Below are 16,561 nucleotides of genomic sequence, written 5' to 3'. Positions count from 1 at the left end.
ATCGCCGGCTGATGACAGAATGACGCATTGGCCGTAGGCGCGTGCAGTCCCTATCTGGGACCTCTGCCGCGTTCTTCGTAGACGCCACGCAAGGTCTCTCGCAGCTCACGATTCAGCGCTTCGCTTTGATCGCGCGATATCCGCTGCCGCTCGGATGCGCCCTGGGAGAGGTCAGCGCTGCCGATGAGCGCCTGCCGCAGTTCAGTGCGCCGCTCGCCCCGGCGCTGTTCGATAATCACCGGGGGCGCAGGAACGATCTCTGTGAATCCGCTATCGGAGCCGGCCGAGGCCAATCCCGGCGCTCCCGAGCAAAAGACGATCAAGGTCATCCGACACAAAGCGGAACGCGAACGTTGTCCGGTGCTTGCAGGGTCTGATGATTCGTGCGGTGTCATGACGATGATCCTTTTGCCACGGATGGAAGATACAACGAGTCGAGGACGTTCCACCGCTGTTGCAGGCTCCTTTTGTAAGCGTATATTGCGATTTGCGCAATACTTACGAAGCGTTACCAAGCTGCGGACGAGGTTTTTGCTCATCGGAGTCGGCGACCGCTAGCATGCCGTTTCCGAGCGGGATAGGATGTGAAACATGAACGCTAAAGTGCGCTACAAGGTCTTGCTGGTCGATGACGATGCCCGGCTGCGTGAGCTTCTGAGTCGCTATCTCATGGAGCAAGGGTTTTCGGTCAAGGCGGTGTCCGACAGCACCGGCATGGACCGGGCCTTGCACCGTGAGCACTTCGATCTCATCGTCCTGGATCTCATGCTCCCGGGCGAGGATGGGCTCGCCATCTGCCGAAGGCTGCGCGCTGACGACAACGCGATTCCGATCGTCATGCTCACCGCCAAGGGCGATGAAGTCGATCGCATCATCGGTCTGGAGATGGGTGCCGACGATTACTTGCCCAAACCCTTCAACCCGCGCGAACTGGTCGCGCGTATTCATGCGGTCATGCGCCGGCGCCCCGCCTTGCCGCCGGGCGCACCGGTCGCCGAGGACGAGGTCGTCGAGTTCGGCAAAGTCAGCGTCGACCTGGCGACCCGCTCGCTCACTCGCGATGGCGAAGAGGTCGCACTGACGACCGGAGAGTTCTCGCTGCTCAAAGTCCTGCTGCAACACCCGCGTGAGCCGTTGTCGCGTGACAAGCTGATGGAACTCGCGCGAGGTCGTGAATACGGGGTGTTTGACCGGGCAATCGATGTTCAGATCAGTCGTTTGCGCAAGCTTGTCGAAGATGATGCCGGCAAGCCGAGATACATCCAGACCGTTTGGGGCTTCGGCTACGTATTCGTGCCGGACGGCACGAAGGCCAAGAGTGAGGGCTGAGCAGGAGAACGCGCCGGTTGCGCGGGACGAGGAAAAGGTTTCCGGAGCCAGCCCGGCCTTGACGCGGCTGTTCCCCCGTACTCTGCTGTGGCAGATCTTTCTTCTCATCGCCCTGCTGCTCATTCTGGCACTGACCGCCTGGTCGCAAATCTTTCGCCACCTGCAGGAACCCGCCCGAGCGCGCGACCTCGCGCAGATGGTCACCAGCGTCGTCAATCTGACCCGTACCGCTCTGATCAATGCTGAAGTGGCGCGCCGCACCGACCTGCTCATTGATCTGGTCGCGCTCGAAGGCATTCGAATCTACCCGGCGGAAGCCGATGACGTCCTCGAACCACTTGCGGATACGCGGCCGATGAGGCTGCTCACCCAGGAAATCCGCAGTCAGTTGGGCAACCATACGCGATTGGCGTCGCGCTGGAAGACGCTGGATGGTTTTTGGGTCAGTTTCAGACTGCATCCGGATGACCCGGACGAGTTCTGGGTGATGTTGCCCACCGACCGTATCGCACCACCCGGTGGGCTTGATCAGATTCTGATATGGACCGCCGGAGCGCTCTCGGTCGCCCTTCTGGGCGCGTTTCTGATCGTCTCCTGGATCAGCAAGCCGCTACGTGACCTGGCTCGCGCTGCGCGTATGGTGGGGCACGGCAAGAAACCGCCGCGCCTTCACGAAAATGGACCCCAGGAAATTGCCGCAGTCGCAAGGGCGTTCAACCAAATGGCGGGAGACCTTGCCAGAACAGACGCCGATCGTGCATTGCTGCTGGCCGGTGTCTCACATGATCTTCGCACTCCCTTGGCGAGACTTAGACTTGGCGTCGAGATGTCGGGTGCGGAGCAGCAGGACGTGCTGGCGATGGTCACCGACATCGAGGAGATGGACCGCATCATCGGCCAGTTTCTGGATTACGGCCGGGGTACGCCCAACGAACCGATGACGCACGTCGATCTTGGCGGTTTTGTTGGCGAACTGGTTGAAGCGTTCAGGGTGCGCGGAGCACGCATCCGTTTCGATCAACCTGATGAGATCCTGGAGGCACAGGTGCACGCCTTGCCACTGCGCCGCGCGTTGGCAAATCTCATCGACAACGCGATGCGCTACGCTGGCAAACGGATGCCGATCGATGTCATGCTGAGCCGCGACGGCCCCTTTGCCTGCATTCGTGTCGCGGATCGTGGCCCGGGGATTCCGGAGAAGGAGGTCGACCGTCTGCGTCACCCCTTCACCCGTCTGGATCCGGCTCGTTCCGGCACCAAGGGGGCCGGTCTTGGTTTGGCGATCGTGGATCGCATCTTGGCGGCGCACCGCGGCTCGCTCGAGCTCTCGCCGCGTGATGGTGGCGGGCTCAGTGCCGTGATTCGTATTCCGCTTGGAAAAGACACCCCGAGCCGCGCTAGAATCAAACGTTCATCAGACTCAACGGGTGGATGATCCGCCCCTTTGATCACGGAGACGATCAAGTATGCTTTACGTACTCATCGGCGAGGATGCTCCCGGCACCTTGGAAACGCGTCTTGCCGTCCGCCCCGGACATCTCGCTAGGCTCGAGGCCTTGCGTGACGAAGGTCGCCTGTTTGCGGCCGGTCCGATGCCGGCGATCGATTCACCCGATCCTGGCCCAGCAGGTTTCGCCGGCAGTCTGGTGATAGCCGAATTCGGCAGTCAGAATGACGCTGAGGCTTGGCTTGCGCTCGACCCGTATGTCGTCGAGGGTGTGTTTGCGAGCACTCGTGTTCACCCTTACAAAAAGGTACTGCCTTGAATACCATCGATGAGCTCAAGCGCCGACTGGAAGCGCTGACTCCCATCTCCATCGATATCGTCGACGAGAGCGCGCTCCACGCGAGACACCCTGGTGCGCGCGCCGGCGGCGGACACTATCGGCTCACCATCGTTTCTGAACGCTTTCGCGGCGCGGGTCGAGTTGCCCGCCATCGCATGGTGTTCGACGCGGTCGGAGACCTGATGCAGGGACGCATTCATGCGCTGCCGATGAATGCACTGACCCCCGAGGAAGCCGGCAAGCCAACCAACAAGGAAAGCAGATGAAATTCACATACAACCGTATCGCCGCCACATTGATTGCAGCTTTCGTTACCGGGGCGGCATGGGCCAGCGAGCCCTATGCGGTAGTCAACGACAAGACGATTCCGGCTTCGCATGCAACGGTCATGATGGCCGAGCAGCAGGCTCAGGGCGCGCCGGACTCGCCGCAACTGCGCGAAGCCGTGCGGGAAGAGTTGATCCGTCGTGAAGTGCTTGCGCAAGCAGCGGCCAAGAGTGGGCTGGACCGCCGTGATGACGTGGTCGCGCAAATGGACCTCGCTCGTCAGGCGGTGCTGATCCGCGCATACGTTCAGGACTTCATGCGCAACAATCCGGTGAGCAGCGCCGACGTCGAGGGCGAGTACGAGTCCATCAAGGCACGCATGGGCGGCAAGGAATACCTGCCCCGCCACGTGCTGGTCGAGACCGAAAACCAGGCCAAGGCGATCATCGCGCGTCTGCGTGCAGGTGAGGCGTTCGAAGCGGTGGCCACCGAGTCCCTCGATCCGGGCTCACGCGATCGTGGCGGCGAACTGGGCTGGAGCAATCCGGAGATGTTCGTCCAGCCTTTCGCCGAAGCAATGGTGGGTCTCGACAAGGGGCAGTTCACCCAGACGCCGGTCCAGACGCAGTTCGGTTATCACGTGATCCAGATGCAGGATGTGCGCGACGTTCAGGCGCCGCCGCTTGCCGAGGTCGCCCCGCAGCTGGAACAGCGTCTGCAGCAGCAGAGGCTTGAACAGCATCTGGCCGAACTGCGCAGCGCTGCCAACGTTCGCTGAGCGAACTTTCTCCGCGCGCACAAGAACGAAAGCCCCTGCTTGCAGGGGCTTTCGTCTTTCAGCGAGCCGGTATCAGAACTGCTCTTCGTTCAGATCCAGTGCACCGGCAGCGCCATTGACTACTGCATAGGCCAGTCCGGAGGCTGCAGACAGCACGTGATCGGCATAGAAGCGCGCGGTGACGATCTTGGCCTCGTAGAAGCTCTCATCGCCACCACCTTCGGCAAGGCGGGCGCGTGAAACGAGTGCCGCACGAGCCATCTGCCATCCACCCGAGACGATGCCGAGCAGCTTCAGGAAAGGCACCGAACCCACCGACGCCGCCTTGATGTCTTCGCCATAGGTCGCGAGGATGTACGCGACCGCTTCCTCGACCGCCTTCACACCCTGCTCAAGGCTGTTTGCGATCGCGACGAAAGGAGCATCGCCGGTGGCGCGAGCATCGCCGGCCACAGCCTTCATCTGCGCGAGCACCGCGGAAACCGTCGCGCCCTTGTCGCGGTAGATCTTGCGACCGAGAAGGTCGTTGGCCTGGATCGCAGTGGTGCCTTCGTAGATTGTTGTGATGCGTGCATCACGGAAATGTTGCGCGGCGCCTGTTTCCTCGATGAAACCCATGCCGCCATGCACCTGGACGCCGGTCGAGGTCACTTCGATCGAGTTCTCGGTGCTCCAGCCTTTCACCACCGGAATCATCAGGTCCACAAAGGCTTGCGCACGCTCACGCTCGCTCGCATCCGGGTGATGATGCGCCTTGTCGGTGGCAGCGCCCACCACATAGGCGAGCGCCCGCATGGCTTCAGTCTGGGATTTCATCGACATCAGCATCCGACGCACGTCGGCATGGTGAATGATCGACACCTTCGGACCGCCACGCACGCCGGCATCGGTGCCCTGTACGCGATCCTTGGCATACTGAAGCGCATGCTGGTAGGCCCGTTCGGACAACGCCAGACCTTCCATGCCGACCGCAAACCGCGCCTCGTTCATCATGATGAACATGTACTCGAGACCGCGGTTGGGCTCGCCAATCAACGTGCCGATCGCACCGCCGTTGTCACCGAATGCGAGGACGCAGGTCGGGCTCGCGTGAATGCCCAGCTTGTGTTCGATCGACACGCAATGCACGTCGTTGCGCTCGCCGAGCGATCCATCCTCATTGACCATGAACTTGGGTACGACGAACAGCGAAATGCCCTTCACCCCTTCAGGCGCGTCCGGTAGGCGAGCCAGCACGAGATGAACGATGTTGTCGGTGAGGTCATGCTCGCCGTAGGTGATGAAGATCTTCTGACCGAAGATGCGGTAGGTGCCGTCACCCTGGGGCTCGGCCTTGGTGCGCACGGCCGCGAGGTCCGAGCCGGCCTGGGGCTCGGTCAGGTTCATCGTGCCGGTCCACTCGCCGCTCACCATTTTCGGCAGGTATATCGCCTTCTGCTCGTCGCTGCCGCGCAGCATCAGCGCCTCGATGGCGCCGGTGGTGAGCATCGGACACAGGGAGAAAGCCATGTTGGCCGACTTCCACATCTCCATCACCGCGGTCGACAGCAGCTTGGGCAACCCCTGACCGCCGAAGTCCGGGTCGCAGGCGATAGCCGGCCAACCGGCTTCGGAGAACTGTCTGTAAGCCTCCTTCCAGCCCGGAGCGGTCGTGACTTGACCATCCTGCCATTTGGCACCCGCCTGGTCGCCAGTCCAGTTCAGTGGCGCAAGCACGCTGCCAGCAAACTTGGCCGCCTCGTCCAGAATGGCATCGACCAGATCATCCGAAACCTCTTCGCAGCCCGGCAACTGTTCGACTTCGGCCAGTCCGGCCAGTTCGGTCATCACGAACCGCATGTCGCGGAGAGGTGCTGAATAAGCGCTCATTGTTCTCGCTCCAGTATTGTTTGTTGAGCTGCGCGGCTCATTTGCCGAGCAGGTATTTACGATCGTCGAAGGCTGCAACCCATTCCGGCCGGTAGACCACCAGCACCGTGATCAGAGCACCCCCGATCCAGGCTTCGGAGAAGCCGATGAGAATGAAGTAAGGCAAATACTCGCTTGCCAGAAAATCCAAACGATAGGCGCCCGCGGCGGCCATCACCAGCGAGGAGATGAATCCCCCGCTGACAATGGTGAAGGCTGAGCCGAAGAAGGCGACCACGAAGATGAAGATGAAGAAATGCGCTGGCAGGATTCGCTCGATGAGTCTGAGGAAACCGTGCGCGATCAGCACCGGAATCAGACACATCAGCACGAAGTTGATCGGCCAGGCATTCCAGCTCACATCGCCATTCAAGGTCACCCCGCACAACGCAAGCGCGAGTGAGACGATTGCCAGACGCGGGCCGAGCGCCAGTGTTGCCGCCATGGCACCGAGCAGATGCAGATTGAGCCCGGGTTTGACGCCTGCCTTCAAACTCCATACCAAGGCCAGGGTCACCGCCAGACCGAACATCAGGTTCAGTTGCGGTCCCTCGCCGAGCGCTCTCCAGTCAGTCCCTTGCACCAGCTTGAAGGCGGTCGTCAGAGTGATGACGGCCGCCAGCCAGTGCCAGCCGGTGGAGAACAGATCGGCGGGGAGGTTCATCCTTCTCGCCTGTCCGGCTTCAGCCTACCGCGGCAGTCAGTTCCGGCACGACCTGGAACAGATCTGCAACCAGGCCGTAATCGGCGACCTGGAAGATCGGCGCTTCCGGATCCTTGTTGATCGCGACGATGATCTTTGAATCCTTCATGCCTGCCAGGTGCTGGATCGCCCCGGAGATACCGACTGCAATGTACAACTCAGGGGCGACAATCTTGCCGGTTTGTCCGACCTGGTAATCGTTGGGCACATAGCCGGCATCGACCGCGGCACGCGAGGCTCCGAGCGCGGCTCCGAGCTTGTCGGCGAGCGGCTCGAGCTGCGCATGATAATTCTCGCCACTGCCAAGACCACGGCCGCCGGAGACGATGATGCGCGCACCAGCAAGCTCCGGACGCTCGGACTTGGTCAGCTCGCGGCCAACCAGCTTCGACAGGCCAAGATCCCCTGCTGCCGAGACCGGCTCGACCGGAGCAGCCCCCCCCTGCCCGGCTGCTTCAAAGCCGGTGGTCCGCACCGTGATGACCTTGACGGAATCGGCACTCTGAACGGTCGCCAGAGCATTGCCCGCATAGATCGGACGAACAAAGGTATCTGCGCCTTCGACTGCAATGATGTCGCTGATCTGGGCGACATCGAGCAGTGCAGCCACACGCGGCATGAAGTTCTTGCCGAACGTGGTGGCCGGTGCGAGTACATGGGTATAACCGCTCGCCTGCGCGACTACGAGCGAGGCCAGGTTCTCGGCGGATTGGTCAGCGTACTGGGCATCGTCGGCGACTTTGACGCGGGTTACGCCAGCGACTGCGGCGCATGCCTCGGCGGCCGCGGTGCAACTCTGCCCTGCGACCAGTACGTCGATTTCGCCACCGATGGCCGATGCTGCGGCGATGGTGTTGAGCGTCGAGCCCTTGAGGCCCTGGTTGTCATGTTCGGCGATAACGAGAATTGTCATGTCAGATCACCTTTGCAACGTTCTTGAGCTTGTCGACCAGTTGGGCGACGTCGGCTACGCGCTCACCGGCGCTGCGTTTGGGCGGTTCGGTGACTTTCAGAGTCTTCAGGCGCGGTGAGACATCGACGCCAAGCTCATCGGGCTTCACGGTGTCGAGCGGCTTCTTCTTTGCCTTCATGATGTTGGGAAGCGTGGCGTAACGCGGCTCGTTCAGGCGCAGATCGGTGGTGACCACCGCCGGCAGCTTGATCTCGAGCGTTTCGAGGCCACCGTCGATTTCACGGGTAACCTTGGCCACACCGTCGGCGAGCGCGACCTTGGACGCGAAGGTCGCTTGCGGCCAGCCCTGGAACGCAGCCAGCATCTGCCCGGTCTGGTTGGCATCGTCGTCGATCGCCTGCTTGCCGCAGATCACGGCGTCGGGTTGTTCCTTGTCGCAGATTGCCTTGAGCAGCTTGGCTACGGCCAGCGGCTGAAGCTCGGCATCGGTTTCGACCAGAATGCCCCGGTCAGCGCCAATGGCCATGGCTGCACGCAGCGTCTCCTGGCACTGCGACACGCCGCATGAAACAGCGACCACTTCGGTGGCGACGCCTGCCTCCTTGAGCCGAACCGCTTCTTCTACCGCGATCTCGTCGAACGGATTCATGGACATCTTGACGTTGGCGATATCCACGCCGCTGCCGTCGCTCTTCACACGTACCTTGACGTTGTAGTCGACGACGCGTTTGACGGGTACAAGTATCTTCAAAGCCGCGCTCCTCTATGCGAATGTGGGTGTTATGTTTTTTGCAGCGATGATTATGGCACTGGCCGTCACCGATGCACACCTTGACCGTGAAGAGAAAAAAGCGTTCCATACGTCACGGTATGGGCGCATACGGTAGCGTATGGTCGCCTTTTCGTCAATACTCTACCGTATGGAAACCGGCTTGAACAAACCTCGCACTCAACTCGACCGCGACGCCTGGATACAGGGCGCGATGGATGTGCTCGCCGAAGAAGGCGTCTCCGGCTTGCGCGTCGAAGTGCTGGCCAAGCGCCTGAAGGTAACCAAAGGCAGTTTCTACTGGCACTTTCAGGATCGGCGCGACCTCTTGATGGCCGTGCTTCAGGTCTGGAAGGATGGTCGAATCCGCGACATCATCAAGCAAACCCGTGCCCAACCCGGCCGCGAAGTCGAGCAGATTCACCACGTCATCGACGTCTATAGCGCTGGCCGCAGCCGTCGCGGCATGATGATCGAACTCGCGGTGCGCGATTGGGCCCGTCGCGACGCGGATGCGGCTGCCATCGTAGCCGAGGTCGACGACATCCGTCTGCGCTGCGCACGCGACCTCTTTCTTGCCTGTGGCGTTCCGATGGACGAGGCCTCGAGCCGCTGTATGCTCCTCTACGCCTACGTGTTCGGAGTTTCGATGATGAGTTACGACCGCTTCGACAGCGACATCGCGCGACTCAAACGTGACATCTCCGAGCTTATCGCACAGTCTGCGAATGCCCGCGGACAGCTTGCCCCACGCGTCTCAGAGCCGGGCAAGAACTGATCGTGCGTTAGCGGTCGTCGCTTCGGCGACTTCGGCGACCGGCATCTTGCGAAGTACGGCAAGTGTCTCTGCGAACCGCCCCAGGTTCGCCGGCTCGTTGCGGCCGCCGTTTGCCCAGGCCGGTGGGATGTCGGGGGCATCGGTCTCGAGTACGATGCTTTCGAGCGGCAACTCGGCAGCGAGTTTGCGGATACGTGTCGAGCCATCGAAGGTCATCGCACCCCCGAAACCGAGCTTGAATCCCATAGCGACAAGAGTGTCCGCCTGCTGGCGACTGCCGTTGAAGGCGTGGGCTATGCCGCCGCACACCTCGATACGCCGCAGGTGCTTGAGGATCTGATCGACCGCTCTGCGGACATGCAGAATCACCGGAAGGCCATGATTCCGGGCGAGCTTCAACTGCTCGGCATAGAAGTGTTCCTGCAGTGCCGTCTCTGGTTCGGTTACGAAGCCGTCGAGGCCGATCTCCCCCACCGCCACCGCCTCGCCGGACTGCAGTTCGGCATCGACCCGCTCGAGATCGGTATCGTCGGCACGGCCCACGTACAAGGGGTGAATGCCAAACGCCAGCCGAATATCGGCATGGCGTCGGGCGAGTGCTCGCTGAGCGGCAAACCCGTCGACCTCGACTCCCGGCACGATGAAGCAACCGACACCGGCGGCACGGGCGGCTTCGAGTACCTCGTCACGATCGGCGTCGAACTCACTGGCGTCGAGGTGGATATGCGTGTCGATCAGCATCGGGCACGAAACGTCGGATCAGCGGCCCCGCCATTCGGGTTTGCGTTTGGCCATGAAAGCGTCGATCCCCTCGCCGGCATCCTCGGTCATCGCATTGCAGGCCATGGTTTCGGCGGCAAGCTGGTAAGCCGCGTCGATACCCATTTCGAGCTGGCGGTAGAACATCTGCTTGCCCATGCGGATCGCCACCGGCGACTTGGCGCAGATTGAGCGTGCCAGTGCCGCGACCTCGTCATCGAGTTGTTCGAGCGGCACGACCCGGTTCACCAGACCACGCCGCTGCGCTTCATGCGCGTCGATGAAGTCGCCGGTAACCAGCATTTCGAATGCCTCCTTGCGGCCCATGTTGCGCGACAGCCCGACTCCGGGCGTGGCGCAGAAGAGACCGACGTTGATTCCGGACACCGCGAAGCGCGACACGTCGGCCGCGACTGCGAGGTCGCACATCGACACGAGCTGACAACCCGCTGCGGTGGCAATGCCATGCACCCGCGCAATCACCGGTTGGGGCATGCGGGTAAGCTTCATCATGAAGTTGCCGCACAGGCGGAACAGCGCCTGCTGAAAAGCCAGGGTATGGTTGCCACGCATCTCCTTGAGGTCGTGGCCGGCGCAAAAGGCTTTGCCTTCGCCGGAAATGACGACGACGCGGACCTGTTCGTCTGCCGCGATTGCGTCGATCTCCGCGATCAGGCATTCGAGCATGTCGCGTGACAGGGCGTTGAACTGCATCGGCCTGTTCAAACGCAGATGGGCGACGCCTTCGTCGTCGTGACGCAGTACGAAAGGTTGATTCTGGTCGGTGGGTAGTGCACTCACGGGTAGGTCTCCGTTTTCTGGATTGTGATCATTCGAAGGATGCGGTCGACTTGGCCTGCTCACGCAGGACGAACTTCTGGATCTTGCCGGTCGAGGTCTTCGGCAGCGCGGTGAATTGCACCCGCTTGGGAATCTTGTACCCCGCCAGGTGCGAGCGGCAATGCGAGATCAGCTCGTCTGCGCTCACCTCCGCGCCTTCACGCAACTCGACGAAGGCGCATGGGATCTCGCCCCATTTGTCGTCGGGTGCGGCGACGACTGCGGCTGCCAGCACCGCGGGGTGCTTGTACAAGGCGTCCTCCACCTCGATCGAGGAGATGTTCTCGCCACCCGAAATGATGATGTCCTTGGACCGGTCCTTGATTTTCACGTAACCGTCGGGCTGGAGAACGGCGAGATCACCGGTGTGGTACCAGCCGCCTCGAAAAGCCTCGTCTGTGGCTTTCTGGTTCTTCAGGTAACCCTTCATGACGAGGTTGCCCCTGAACATGATCTCGCCCATGGTTTCCCCGTCAGCTGGCACCTCCTCCATGGTCTCGGGGTTCATTACCGTAATGCCTTCCTGTGCGTGGTAGCGCACACCCTGGCGGCCGTTCCTTGCAACCTGCTCATCAAGGGGCAGATCTGCCCACTCATCATGCTTGGCGCAGACCGCAGCCGGACCATAGGTTTCGGTCAGCCCGTAGACATGCGTGATATCGAAGCCGATCCGCGTCATCGCCTCGATGACCGAGGCGGGTGGCGGTGCCGCTGCGACAAGACCCGAGACCTTGTGATCGATCCCCTCGCGCCACGCTTCCGGCGCGCTGGCGAGCATCGAATGGACGATTGGCGCGCCGCAGTAATGGGTGACCCGATGCGCACGAATCTTGTCGAATATCAGGCGTGCGTCAACGCGTCGCAGGCAGACATTGGTGCCGGCATTGGCAGCCATGGTCCACGGAAAGCACCATCCATTGCAGTGGAACATCGGCAGCGTCCACAGATACACCGAGTGCGGTGGCATGCCCCAGGATACGATGTTGGACATGGCATTGAGATAGGCGCCGCGGTGATGATAGACGACGCCCTTTGGGTTGCCGGTGGTGCCCGATGTGTAGTTCAGCGAGATCGCCTCCCACTCATCCTTCGGCTGAATCAGGTCGAAGTCGGCCTGGCCCTGGGCGATGAACGCCTCATAGTCGAGCGCTCCCATGCGTTCGCCCGGTCCGTCGTACTCCGGGTCGTCGACGTCGATGACGATCAAATCGTCGCGACCGGCCAACTGAAGCGCCTTGGTAACGGTGCGTGAGTACTCGCGATCGGTAATCAACAGCTTGGCTTCGCCGTGATTGAGAATGAACGCGATTGCCTCGGCATCGAGGCGGGTATTGATCGTGTTGAGCACGGCGCCGCTGCCGGGAACGCCGAAATGGCACTCGAACATCTCCGGCGTGTTGTTGAGAATGACCGCGACGGTGTCGTTCTTGCCGATGCCGTGCTGCCGAAGCGCGGAAGCCAGCATCCGGCTGCGGGTGTAGCTCTCGTGCCAGGTGTAGTTGCGTGAACCGTGCGCCACCGCACAGCGGTCGGGATACACATGGGCACTGCGTTCGATGAAGGTCAGCGGTGTCAGCGGTACGTAGTTCGCCGCAGTGCGGTCGAGCCCTTGTTCGTAAGGGGATGTATTGCTCATCCTGTCTCCTCGTTATGCTCTTTTACGGGTTAGCAGGTGTGCATGGCCTGCCCCTTGTGTCGTCGCTCAGGGGCGGCAACGTTCACGCACATTCAATCCTTCGGCAGTGTCACCGTCAAGCGTGTCAAGCCAGTTACGGAGCGATTCGGTGAGGCGTCTCGCTCCCTGTCGATGAGCGAGTACGCCGCCAGCCGCATCAGCGCTCATGGCTTGCGTCACGATCACGAAGCGCTCACGTGCGAGAACCGATTCATCGCGAGGTGCAAGTATGCTCGCCCGCACGACTAGTTCACTCGTGCTGGCCTCGACGCTTTGGAAACGTTGGATGAACTCGTCCAGGTCGAGGCGCAGGCGGCACTGCCCATTGGCGCCGCCCGAGACTCCGAGGGAGGCGGCCAGCTGACGCTGGAGCATCTCGGAGGGGTGGCCCGCCCAGCGGCTTTCCGCAAAAACCTCGCGGCTGGTCGGCTGCCTGTAATCAAGCCGGTACTGCATTGCCGAACTCGACAGCCAGGAGGGTGCGCGCACCTCGATCGCAGCCGGAACGAAGGCGCTATTGCCCGTGCGCTCGGCCGCGGCGGGCAACTCGAGATCGTAAACTGTGAAGCTCGCCGGCGGTGTGACGATGCCGGCACAGCCGCTAAGCAACACGATTGAGGTCGATGCGAGAAGATGACGAATCATGCGATTGGACAAAATCATTATGAAATCCGGCGGCTGGATTGTCAGGGGCGGAAACCGTCTTCACCCGGGCCGGGCTTGCGCTCGCTTCTCCCGGTGATGAGCATTTGCGGTGCGGCGTCGACCTCGTCGATCAGGCGGCCGAGACGGGCCGAAGTGTCCGTGAGTTCGGCCAGCAGGTTGTTGAGTTGCGGCAAGCTCGTGTCGAGAAAACTGTCGCCGGTGGCTCTGGCGAGGGCGCCAAGAGTACCGAGCAATTCGTCCAGGCGTCCGAGCACGGTCTGCGCCTCCTCGGTCAGGGGAACGGCGCGGTTGCTGAGCCTGTCTAGCCCCTCGAGTGCTGAGGCGAGGTGGCGCGCATTCTCCTCGCTGAGCATGCGACGCAGGTCGGCCATGACTTCGGGGGCTTCGCTCAGGGTCTTGTCGAGCCCGGTCGCAGCCGACTCGAGCGTCTGCAAGGTATTGCGAAAACGCGCGACGTTGGTCTCATCGAAAAAACTCCCTACGTCGTCTGAAACCCTTCGAAAGCGGCTCACCGCGTCGAGTGCCGCGTCGCTGAGCTGCTCGAACAGTCCTGCCTCGAGCGCCAGACGCGCAGGGCGTCGGCCGTCCGAGATCAATGGGCGCGGATCGTCTCCCCGGTCGTCGAGCTGCACGAAGGCCAGTCCGGTCACACCCTGGTAGCCGAGCGTGGCCCGCGTACCGTGGGTGATCGGCAGGTCGGACCGAACCTCGATCGAGACGATGATGTTGCGAGGATCGTCCGGGTCTATCCGGATGTTATTGACCTTGCCAGCCGAAATGCCACGAAAACGTACCTGGGCCTGAGGGTTGAGACCGGTAACGCTGCCAGTCGACACCAGGTGGTATGTCGTCAGCTCATCGCGTTGGTCGGTGAACCACCACAGCGCGAATCCGGCCGCAAGGCCGAGCAACAGCACGAAGATGCCCGCCACGAGTGCATGAGCACGGTTTTCCATCAGCGATGTTCTCCATGATGACGGGCCAGGGCTCGCCTGCCCTGCTCTCCGCCGAAAAAGCGTTCGACAAAGGGGTGATCGAAGGTCACGGTCTCCTCGAGCGACGCATAGCTCACGATGCGCCGTTCGGCGAGCACGGCGATCTTGGTGGACAAAGCCGCAAGCGTATCGACATCGTGCGTGACCAGCATGACGGTCAGTGACAGTCGCTTGTGAAGCTCGCGAATCAGCGCCACGAAGGAAGCGCTGCGGTCGGGGTCGAGTCCGGCCGTCGGTTCGTCGAGCAACAGCAGCTCGGGCTCCAGGACCAGTGCCCGGGCGAGAGCGACCCGCTTCACCATGCCTCCAGACAACTCCGCTGGCATAAGGACCGCATGATGCGGCTCGAGTTCGACCATTGCCATTTTCTGGGCGACCAGGGTGTCCACCTCAGCCGGGCTCGCGACCCGGAGTTCGCGCAGCGGAAAGGCGATGTTCTCGGCGACGTTGAGTGCCGAGCACAATGCACCCTGCTGAAACAGGACGCCAAACCGGCGGCGTCGGTCGCGCTGGACTGTTGCCGATCCGGAGAACAACGGCTCGCCGAAGAGTTCGACCTGACCGGCATAAGGGCGCGTCAGGCCGATGATGTGCCTCAGCAGCGTGGTCTTGCCGCTGCCTGAGCCGCCGACCAACGAGACCATTTCGCCACGCGCAACCTCGAGGTCAAGGCCCTCATGAATGACGGTGGGACCGAATCGAGTGCCGATCCCGGTAAGACTGACCACCGCCGCCTCGCTCACAAGGGCACCCCGATCGAACGGGTCGCGATTGCCAGCACGGCGTCGGCCAGTATCACCATCGTAATCGCGGTGACCACCGATGCCGTGGTATTCGCTGACAGGCTCTCCGTGTTGGGCTTGACCCTGAGGCCGAAATGACACGCAATGAGTGCGATCAGAAGGCCAAACAGGGCGCCCTTGAAGAAGCCGATGTAGAGGTTGGCGATTGGCACTGCCTTGGGCAGAGTGTCGACGAAGAAAGCGAACGAAAGGTCGAGCTGAATCCACGCCGAAACCATGCCACCCAATAAGGCCATTCCGGACGTCCAGAGTACCAGCAGGGGCATCGCCAGGGTCAGCGCCACCACTTTCGGCAACACCAATCGCAGCGTGCGCGAAATACCCATCGCGGACAAGGCGTCGATCTCCTCGGTGACCCGCATCACCCCGAGTTGGGCGGTCATCGCGGAGCCGGACCGGCCGGCCACCAGAATCGACACCAGCACCGGTCCGAGCTCGCGAATGATGCCGAGACCGAGAATATTGACGATGAAGATGTCGGCGCCAAAGGCCTTGAGCTGGAGTGCCGAGAGGTACGACAGCACCACGCCGATCAGAAAACCCACCAGTGCGGCCACCGGCATGGCCTTGACGCCCATCTTGTAGACACCGGCGGATATCTCCTTGAGGGGAGCATCCATTGGATGGCGGAGGACGTGAACGAGGTCGAGAAACAGCTGCCCGACGAGACGGATCATGTCGGCGATGTGCGACAACAACACCAAGACGGTGGCGCCCAAGCCGACGACGAAATCGATCAGGGTCCAGCAAGCCGGCTTCGGCAGGCGCTGCACCGCATGCCGTGAGATGGCATCGAGGGCGTTCTTCTGTGACTCCGAGGCCTCGAGCGATGCCGCCCACTTGCCTCCCCATGCGCGCCAGAGCAGCGTGGCGGCGAAACTGTCGAAGCGACCAATTTCGGTGAGGCTCCACGCTGCTCCAGCCGGCACCGCGGCCAGAGAGCGTCTGAGCCCACTCACACACGGTGCGATGGACCTCAGCGTCCAGTCACCGTGCAGACTGACCTTGTGCTCGCTGACGACGATTCCGGGCGCTCCGTCAGCCCCTTGAGGATCCATCATGATGGGCGGCGTGCAACCGTGCTTCTGACGGCGAGGCCGCTGCCGATGGACAGCCACTGACGCTGTTCGTCTTCGAGTGCGGCTGCAGTGAGCGGATGTTTCCTGAGCCAGCCATCGCGCAGGGTCACCGCAAACCCGCGGGACGTCGGCTCGATGCCGATCGGCGGCAGACCGCGACCGTCACGTGCGCGGTGAAGAATGTAGGCCAGCCTCAGGCAAACGATGAGGCGCCAGTCCGGATCGTCCAGCTCGAGGCCGGCGACCCGTGCAAGCTTGCCGCGATGCGCAAGCACGATACGCGCGAGTCTCGCCTGGTCCATTCGAGAGAATCCCGGCATGTCGGCATTGGCGAGAATATAGGCGCTGTGCTTGTGAAAGCTGGAGTGCGCCACCGAGATCCCGATTTCGTGCAGCAATGCGGCCCAACGAAGAAACATGTTGTCCGGATGGTCGGGCTGCGCTGCGGCCGGGTCGAGCGAATGCAGAAGATGACATGCGGTTTCGCTGACCGCCTCGGCCTGCGCACGGTC

At 61.9% G+C, this 16,561-nt stretch carries 18 protein-coding genes and 1 pseudogene; 6 read left to right on the top strand and 13 right to left on the bottom strand.

Going from position 1 to position 16,561, the window contains the following annotated elements:
* Positions 1–50: 50 nt before the first annotated feature.
* Positions 51–539, bottom strand: a complete 489-nt coding sequence (locus GPA21_RS09665; RefSeq protein WP_168987992.1) for a hypothetical protein — start codon at positions 537–539, stop codon at positions 51–53.
* Between the two features lie 52 nt (positions 540–591).
* Here GPA21_RS09665 and ompR point away from each other — a divergent pair, with 52 nt between their 5' ends.
* The 5 genes from ompR to GPA21_RS09640 are packed head-to-tail and all read left to right on the top strand — an operon-like array spanning position 592 to position 4,161.
* On the top strand, positions 592–1,329 hold the full coding sequence (ompR, locus tag GPA21_RS09660) for an osmolarity response regulator transcription factor OmpR (RefSeq protein ID WP_168987991.1): 738 nt from the start codon (positions 592–594) through the stop codon (positions 1,327–1,329).
* Entirely contained in the window at positions 1,319–2,764 is a 1,446-nt protein-coding gene (locus GPA21_RS09655) for an ATP-binding protein (protein WP_422614200.1), read from the top strand. Before ompR ends, GPA21_RS09655 begins: the two co-directional genes overlap by 11 nt.
* A gap of 31 nt (positions 2,765–2,795) precedes the next feature.
* Entirely contained in the window at positions 2,796–3,095 is a 300-nt protein-coding gene (locus GPA21_RS09650; protein ID WP_168987990.1) for a YciI family protein, read from the top strand.
* Positions 3,092–3,382 (top strand): BolA family protein, encoded by a 291-nt coding sequence (locus GPA21_RS09645; protein ID WP_168987989.1) that lies wholly within the window; start codon positions 3,092–3,094, stop codon positions 3,380–3,382. Before GPA21_RS09650 ends, GPA21_RS09645 begins: the two co-directional genes overlap by 4 nt.
* Positions 3,379–4,161, top strand: a complete 783-nt coding sequence (locus tag GPA21_RS09640; RefSeq protein WP_168987988.1) for a peptidylprolyl isomerase — start codon at positions 3,379–3,381, stop codon at positions 4,159–4,161. Before GPA21_RS09645 ends, GPA21_RS09640 begins: the two co-directional genes overlap by 4 nt.
* A 72-nt stretch (positions 4,162–4,233) precedes the next feature.
* On the opposite strand, the gene GPA21_RS09635 is transcribed toward GPA21_RS09640, so the two are convergent.
* The 4 genes from GPA21_RS09635 to GPA21_RS09620 are packed head-to-tail and all read right to left on the bottom strand — an operon-like array spanning position 4,234 to position 8,436.
* Positions 4,234–6,030 carry an acyl-CoA dehydrogenase gene (locus GPA21_RS09635; RefSeq protein ID WP_168987987.1) on the bottom strand — a complete coding sequence of 599 codons (1,797 nt, stop codon included), beginning with the start codon at positions 6,028–6,030 and terminating at the stop codon, positions 4,234–4,236.
* 37 nt (positions 6,031–6,067) lie between these two features.
* Positions 6,068–6,733: an energy-coupling factor ABC transporter permease gene (locus GPA21_RS09630; RefSeq protein WP_168987986.1), complete on the bottom strand. Its 666-nt coding sequence runs from the start codon at positions 6,731–6,733 to the stop codon at positions 6,068–6,070.
* 19 nt (positions 6,734–6,752) lie between these two features.
* Positions 6,753–7,685 carry an electron transfer flavoprotein subunit alpha/FixB family protein gene (locus GPA21_RS09625; protein ID WP_168987985.1) on the bottom strand — a complete coding sequence of 311 codons (933 nt, stop codon included), beginning with the start codon at positions 7,683–7,685 and terminating at the stop codon, positions 6,753–6,755.
* 1 nt (position 7,686) lies between these two features.
* A complete protein-coding gene (locus tag GPA21_RS09620; protein ID WP_168987984.1) occupies positions 7,687–8,436 on the bottom strand; it encodes an electron transfer flavoprotein subunit beta/FixA family protein in 750 nt (249 codons plus the stop codon).
* A gap of 169 nt (positions 8,437–8,605) precedes the next feature.
* Here GPA21_RS09620 and GPA21_RS09615 point away from each other — a divergent pair, with 169 nt between their 5' ends.
* Entirely contained in the window at positions 8,606–9,232 is a 627-nt protein-coding gene (locus GPA21_RS09615) for a TetR/AcrR family transcriptional regulator (RefSeq protein ID WP_168988003.1), read from the top strand.
* Here the strand turns inward: GPA21_RS09615 and GPA21_RS09610 are convergent.
* The 8 genes and pseudogenes from GPA21_RS09610 to GPA21_RS09575 all read right to left on the bottom strand — a co-directional run.
* Complete coding sequence (locus GPA21_RS09610) at positions 9,212–9,973, bottom strand: TatD family hydrolase (RefSeq protein WP_168987983.1); 762 nt, start codon at positions 9,971–9,973, stop codon at positions 9,212–9,214. The genes GPA21_RS09615 and GPA21_RS09610 overlap by 21 nt on opposite strands.
* Before the next feature lie 18 nt (positions 9,974–9,991).
* A complete protein-coding gene (locus GPA21_RS09605; protein ID WP_168987982.1) occupies positions 9,992–10,792 on the bottom strand; it encodes an enoyl-CoA hydratase in 801 nt (266 codons plus the stop codon).
* Between the two features lie 28 nt (positions 10,793–10,820).
* Positions 10,821–12,467 carry an acyl-CoA synthetase gene (locus GPA21_RS09600; RefSeq protein ID WP_168987981.1) on the bottom strand — a complete coding sequence of 549 codons (1,647 nt, stop codon included), beginning with the start codon at positions 12,465–12,467 and terminating at the stop codon, positions 10,821–10,823.
* A 66-nt stretch (positions 12,468–12,533) separates the two neighbouring features.
* Complete coding sequence (locus GPA21_RS09595; RefSeq protein ID WP_168987980.1) at positions 12,534–13,169, bottom strand: ABC-type transport auxiliary lipoprotein family protein; 636 nt, start codon at positions 13,167–13,169, stop codon at positions 12,534–12,536.
* 23 nt (positions 13,170–13,192) lie between these two features.
* Positions 13,193–14,128: an MlaD family protein gene (locus GPA21_RS09590; protein WP_168987979.1), complete on the bottom strand. Its 936-nt coding sequence runs from the start codon at positions 14,126–14,128 to the stop codon at positions 13,193–13,195.
* Positions 14,128–14,910, bottom strand: coding sequence for an ATP-binding cassette domain-containing protein (locus GPA21_RS09585; RefSeq protein ID WP_168987978.1), 783 nt, complete (start codon positions 14,908–14,910; stop codon positions 14,128–14,130). Before GPA21_RS09585 ends, GPA21_RS09590 begins: the two co-directional genes overlap by 1 nt.
* On the bottom strand, positions 14,907–16,028 hold the full coding sequence (locus GPA21_RS09580) for an MlaE family ABC transporter permease (RefSeq protein ID WP_168988002.1): 1,122 nt from the start codon (positions 16,026–16,028) through the stop codon (positions 14,907–14,909). Before GPA21_RS09580 ends, GPA21_RS09585 begins: the two co-directional genes overlap by 4 nt.
* A pseudogene (locus GPA21_RS09575) lies at positions 16,028–16,561 on the bottom strand (exopolyphosphatase); the annotation flags it as partial. The pseudogene GPA21_RS09575 and the gene GPA21_RS09580, both read right to left, overlap by 1 nt.

Origin of the sequence: Azoarcus taiwanensis, from assembly GCF_012910885.1 — a bacterium.
GTDB classification, from domain to species: Bacteria; Pseudomonadota; Gammaproteobacteria; order Burkholderiales; family Rhodocyclaceae; genus Azoarcus_F; species Azoarcus_F taiwanensis.
The sequence above is the reverse complement of the archived record's forward strand: the minus strand, read 5'-3'. Positions and strand labels throughout refer to the sequence as shown.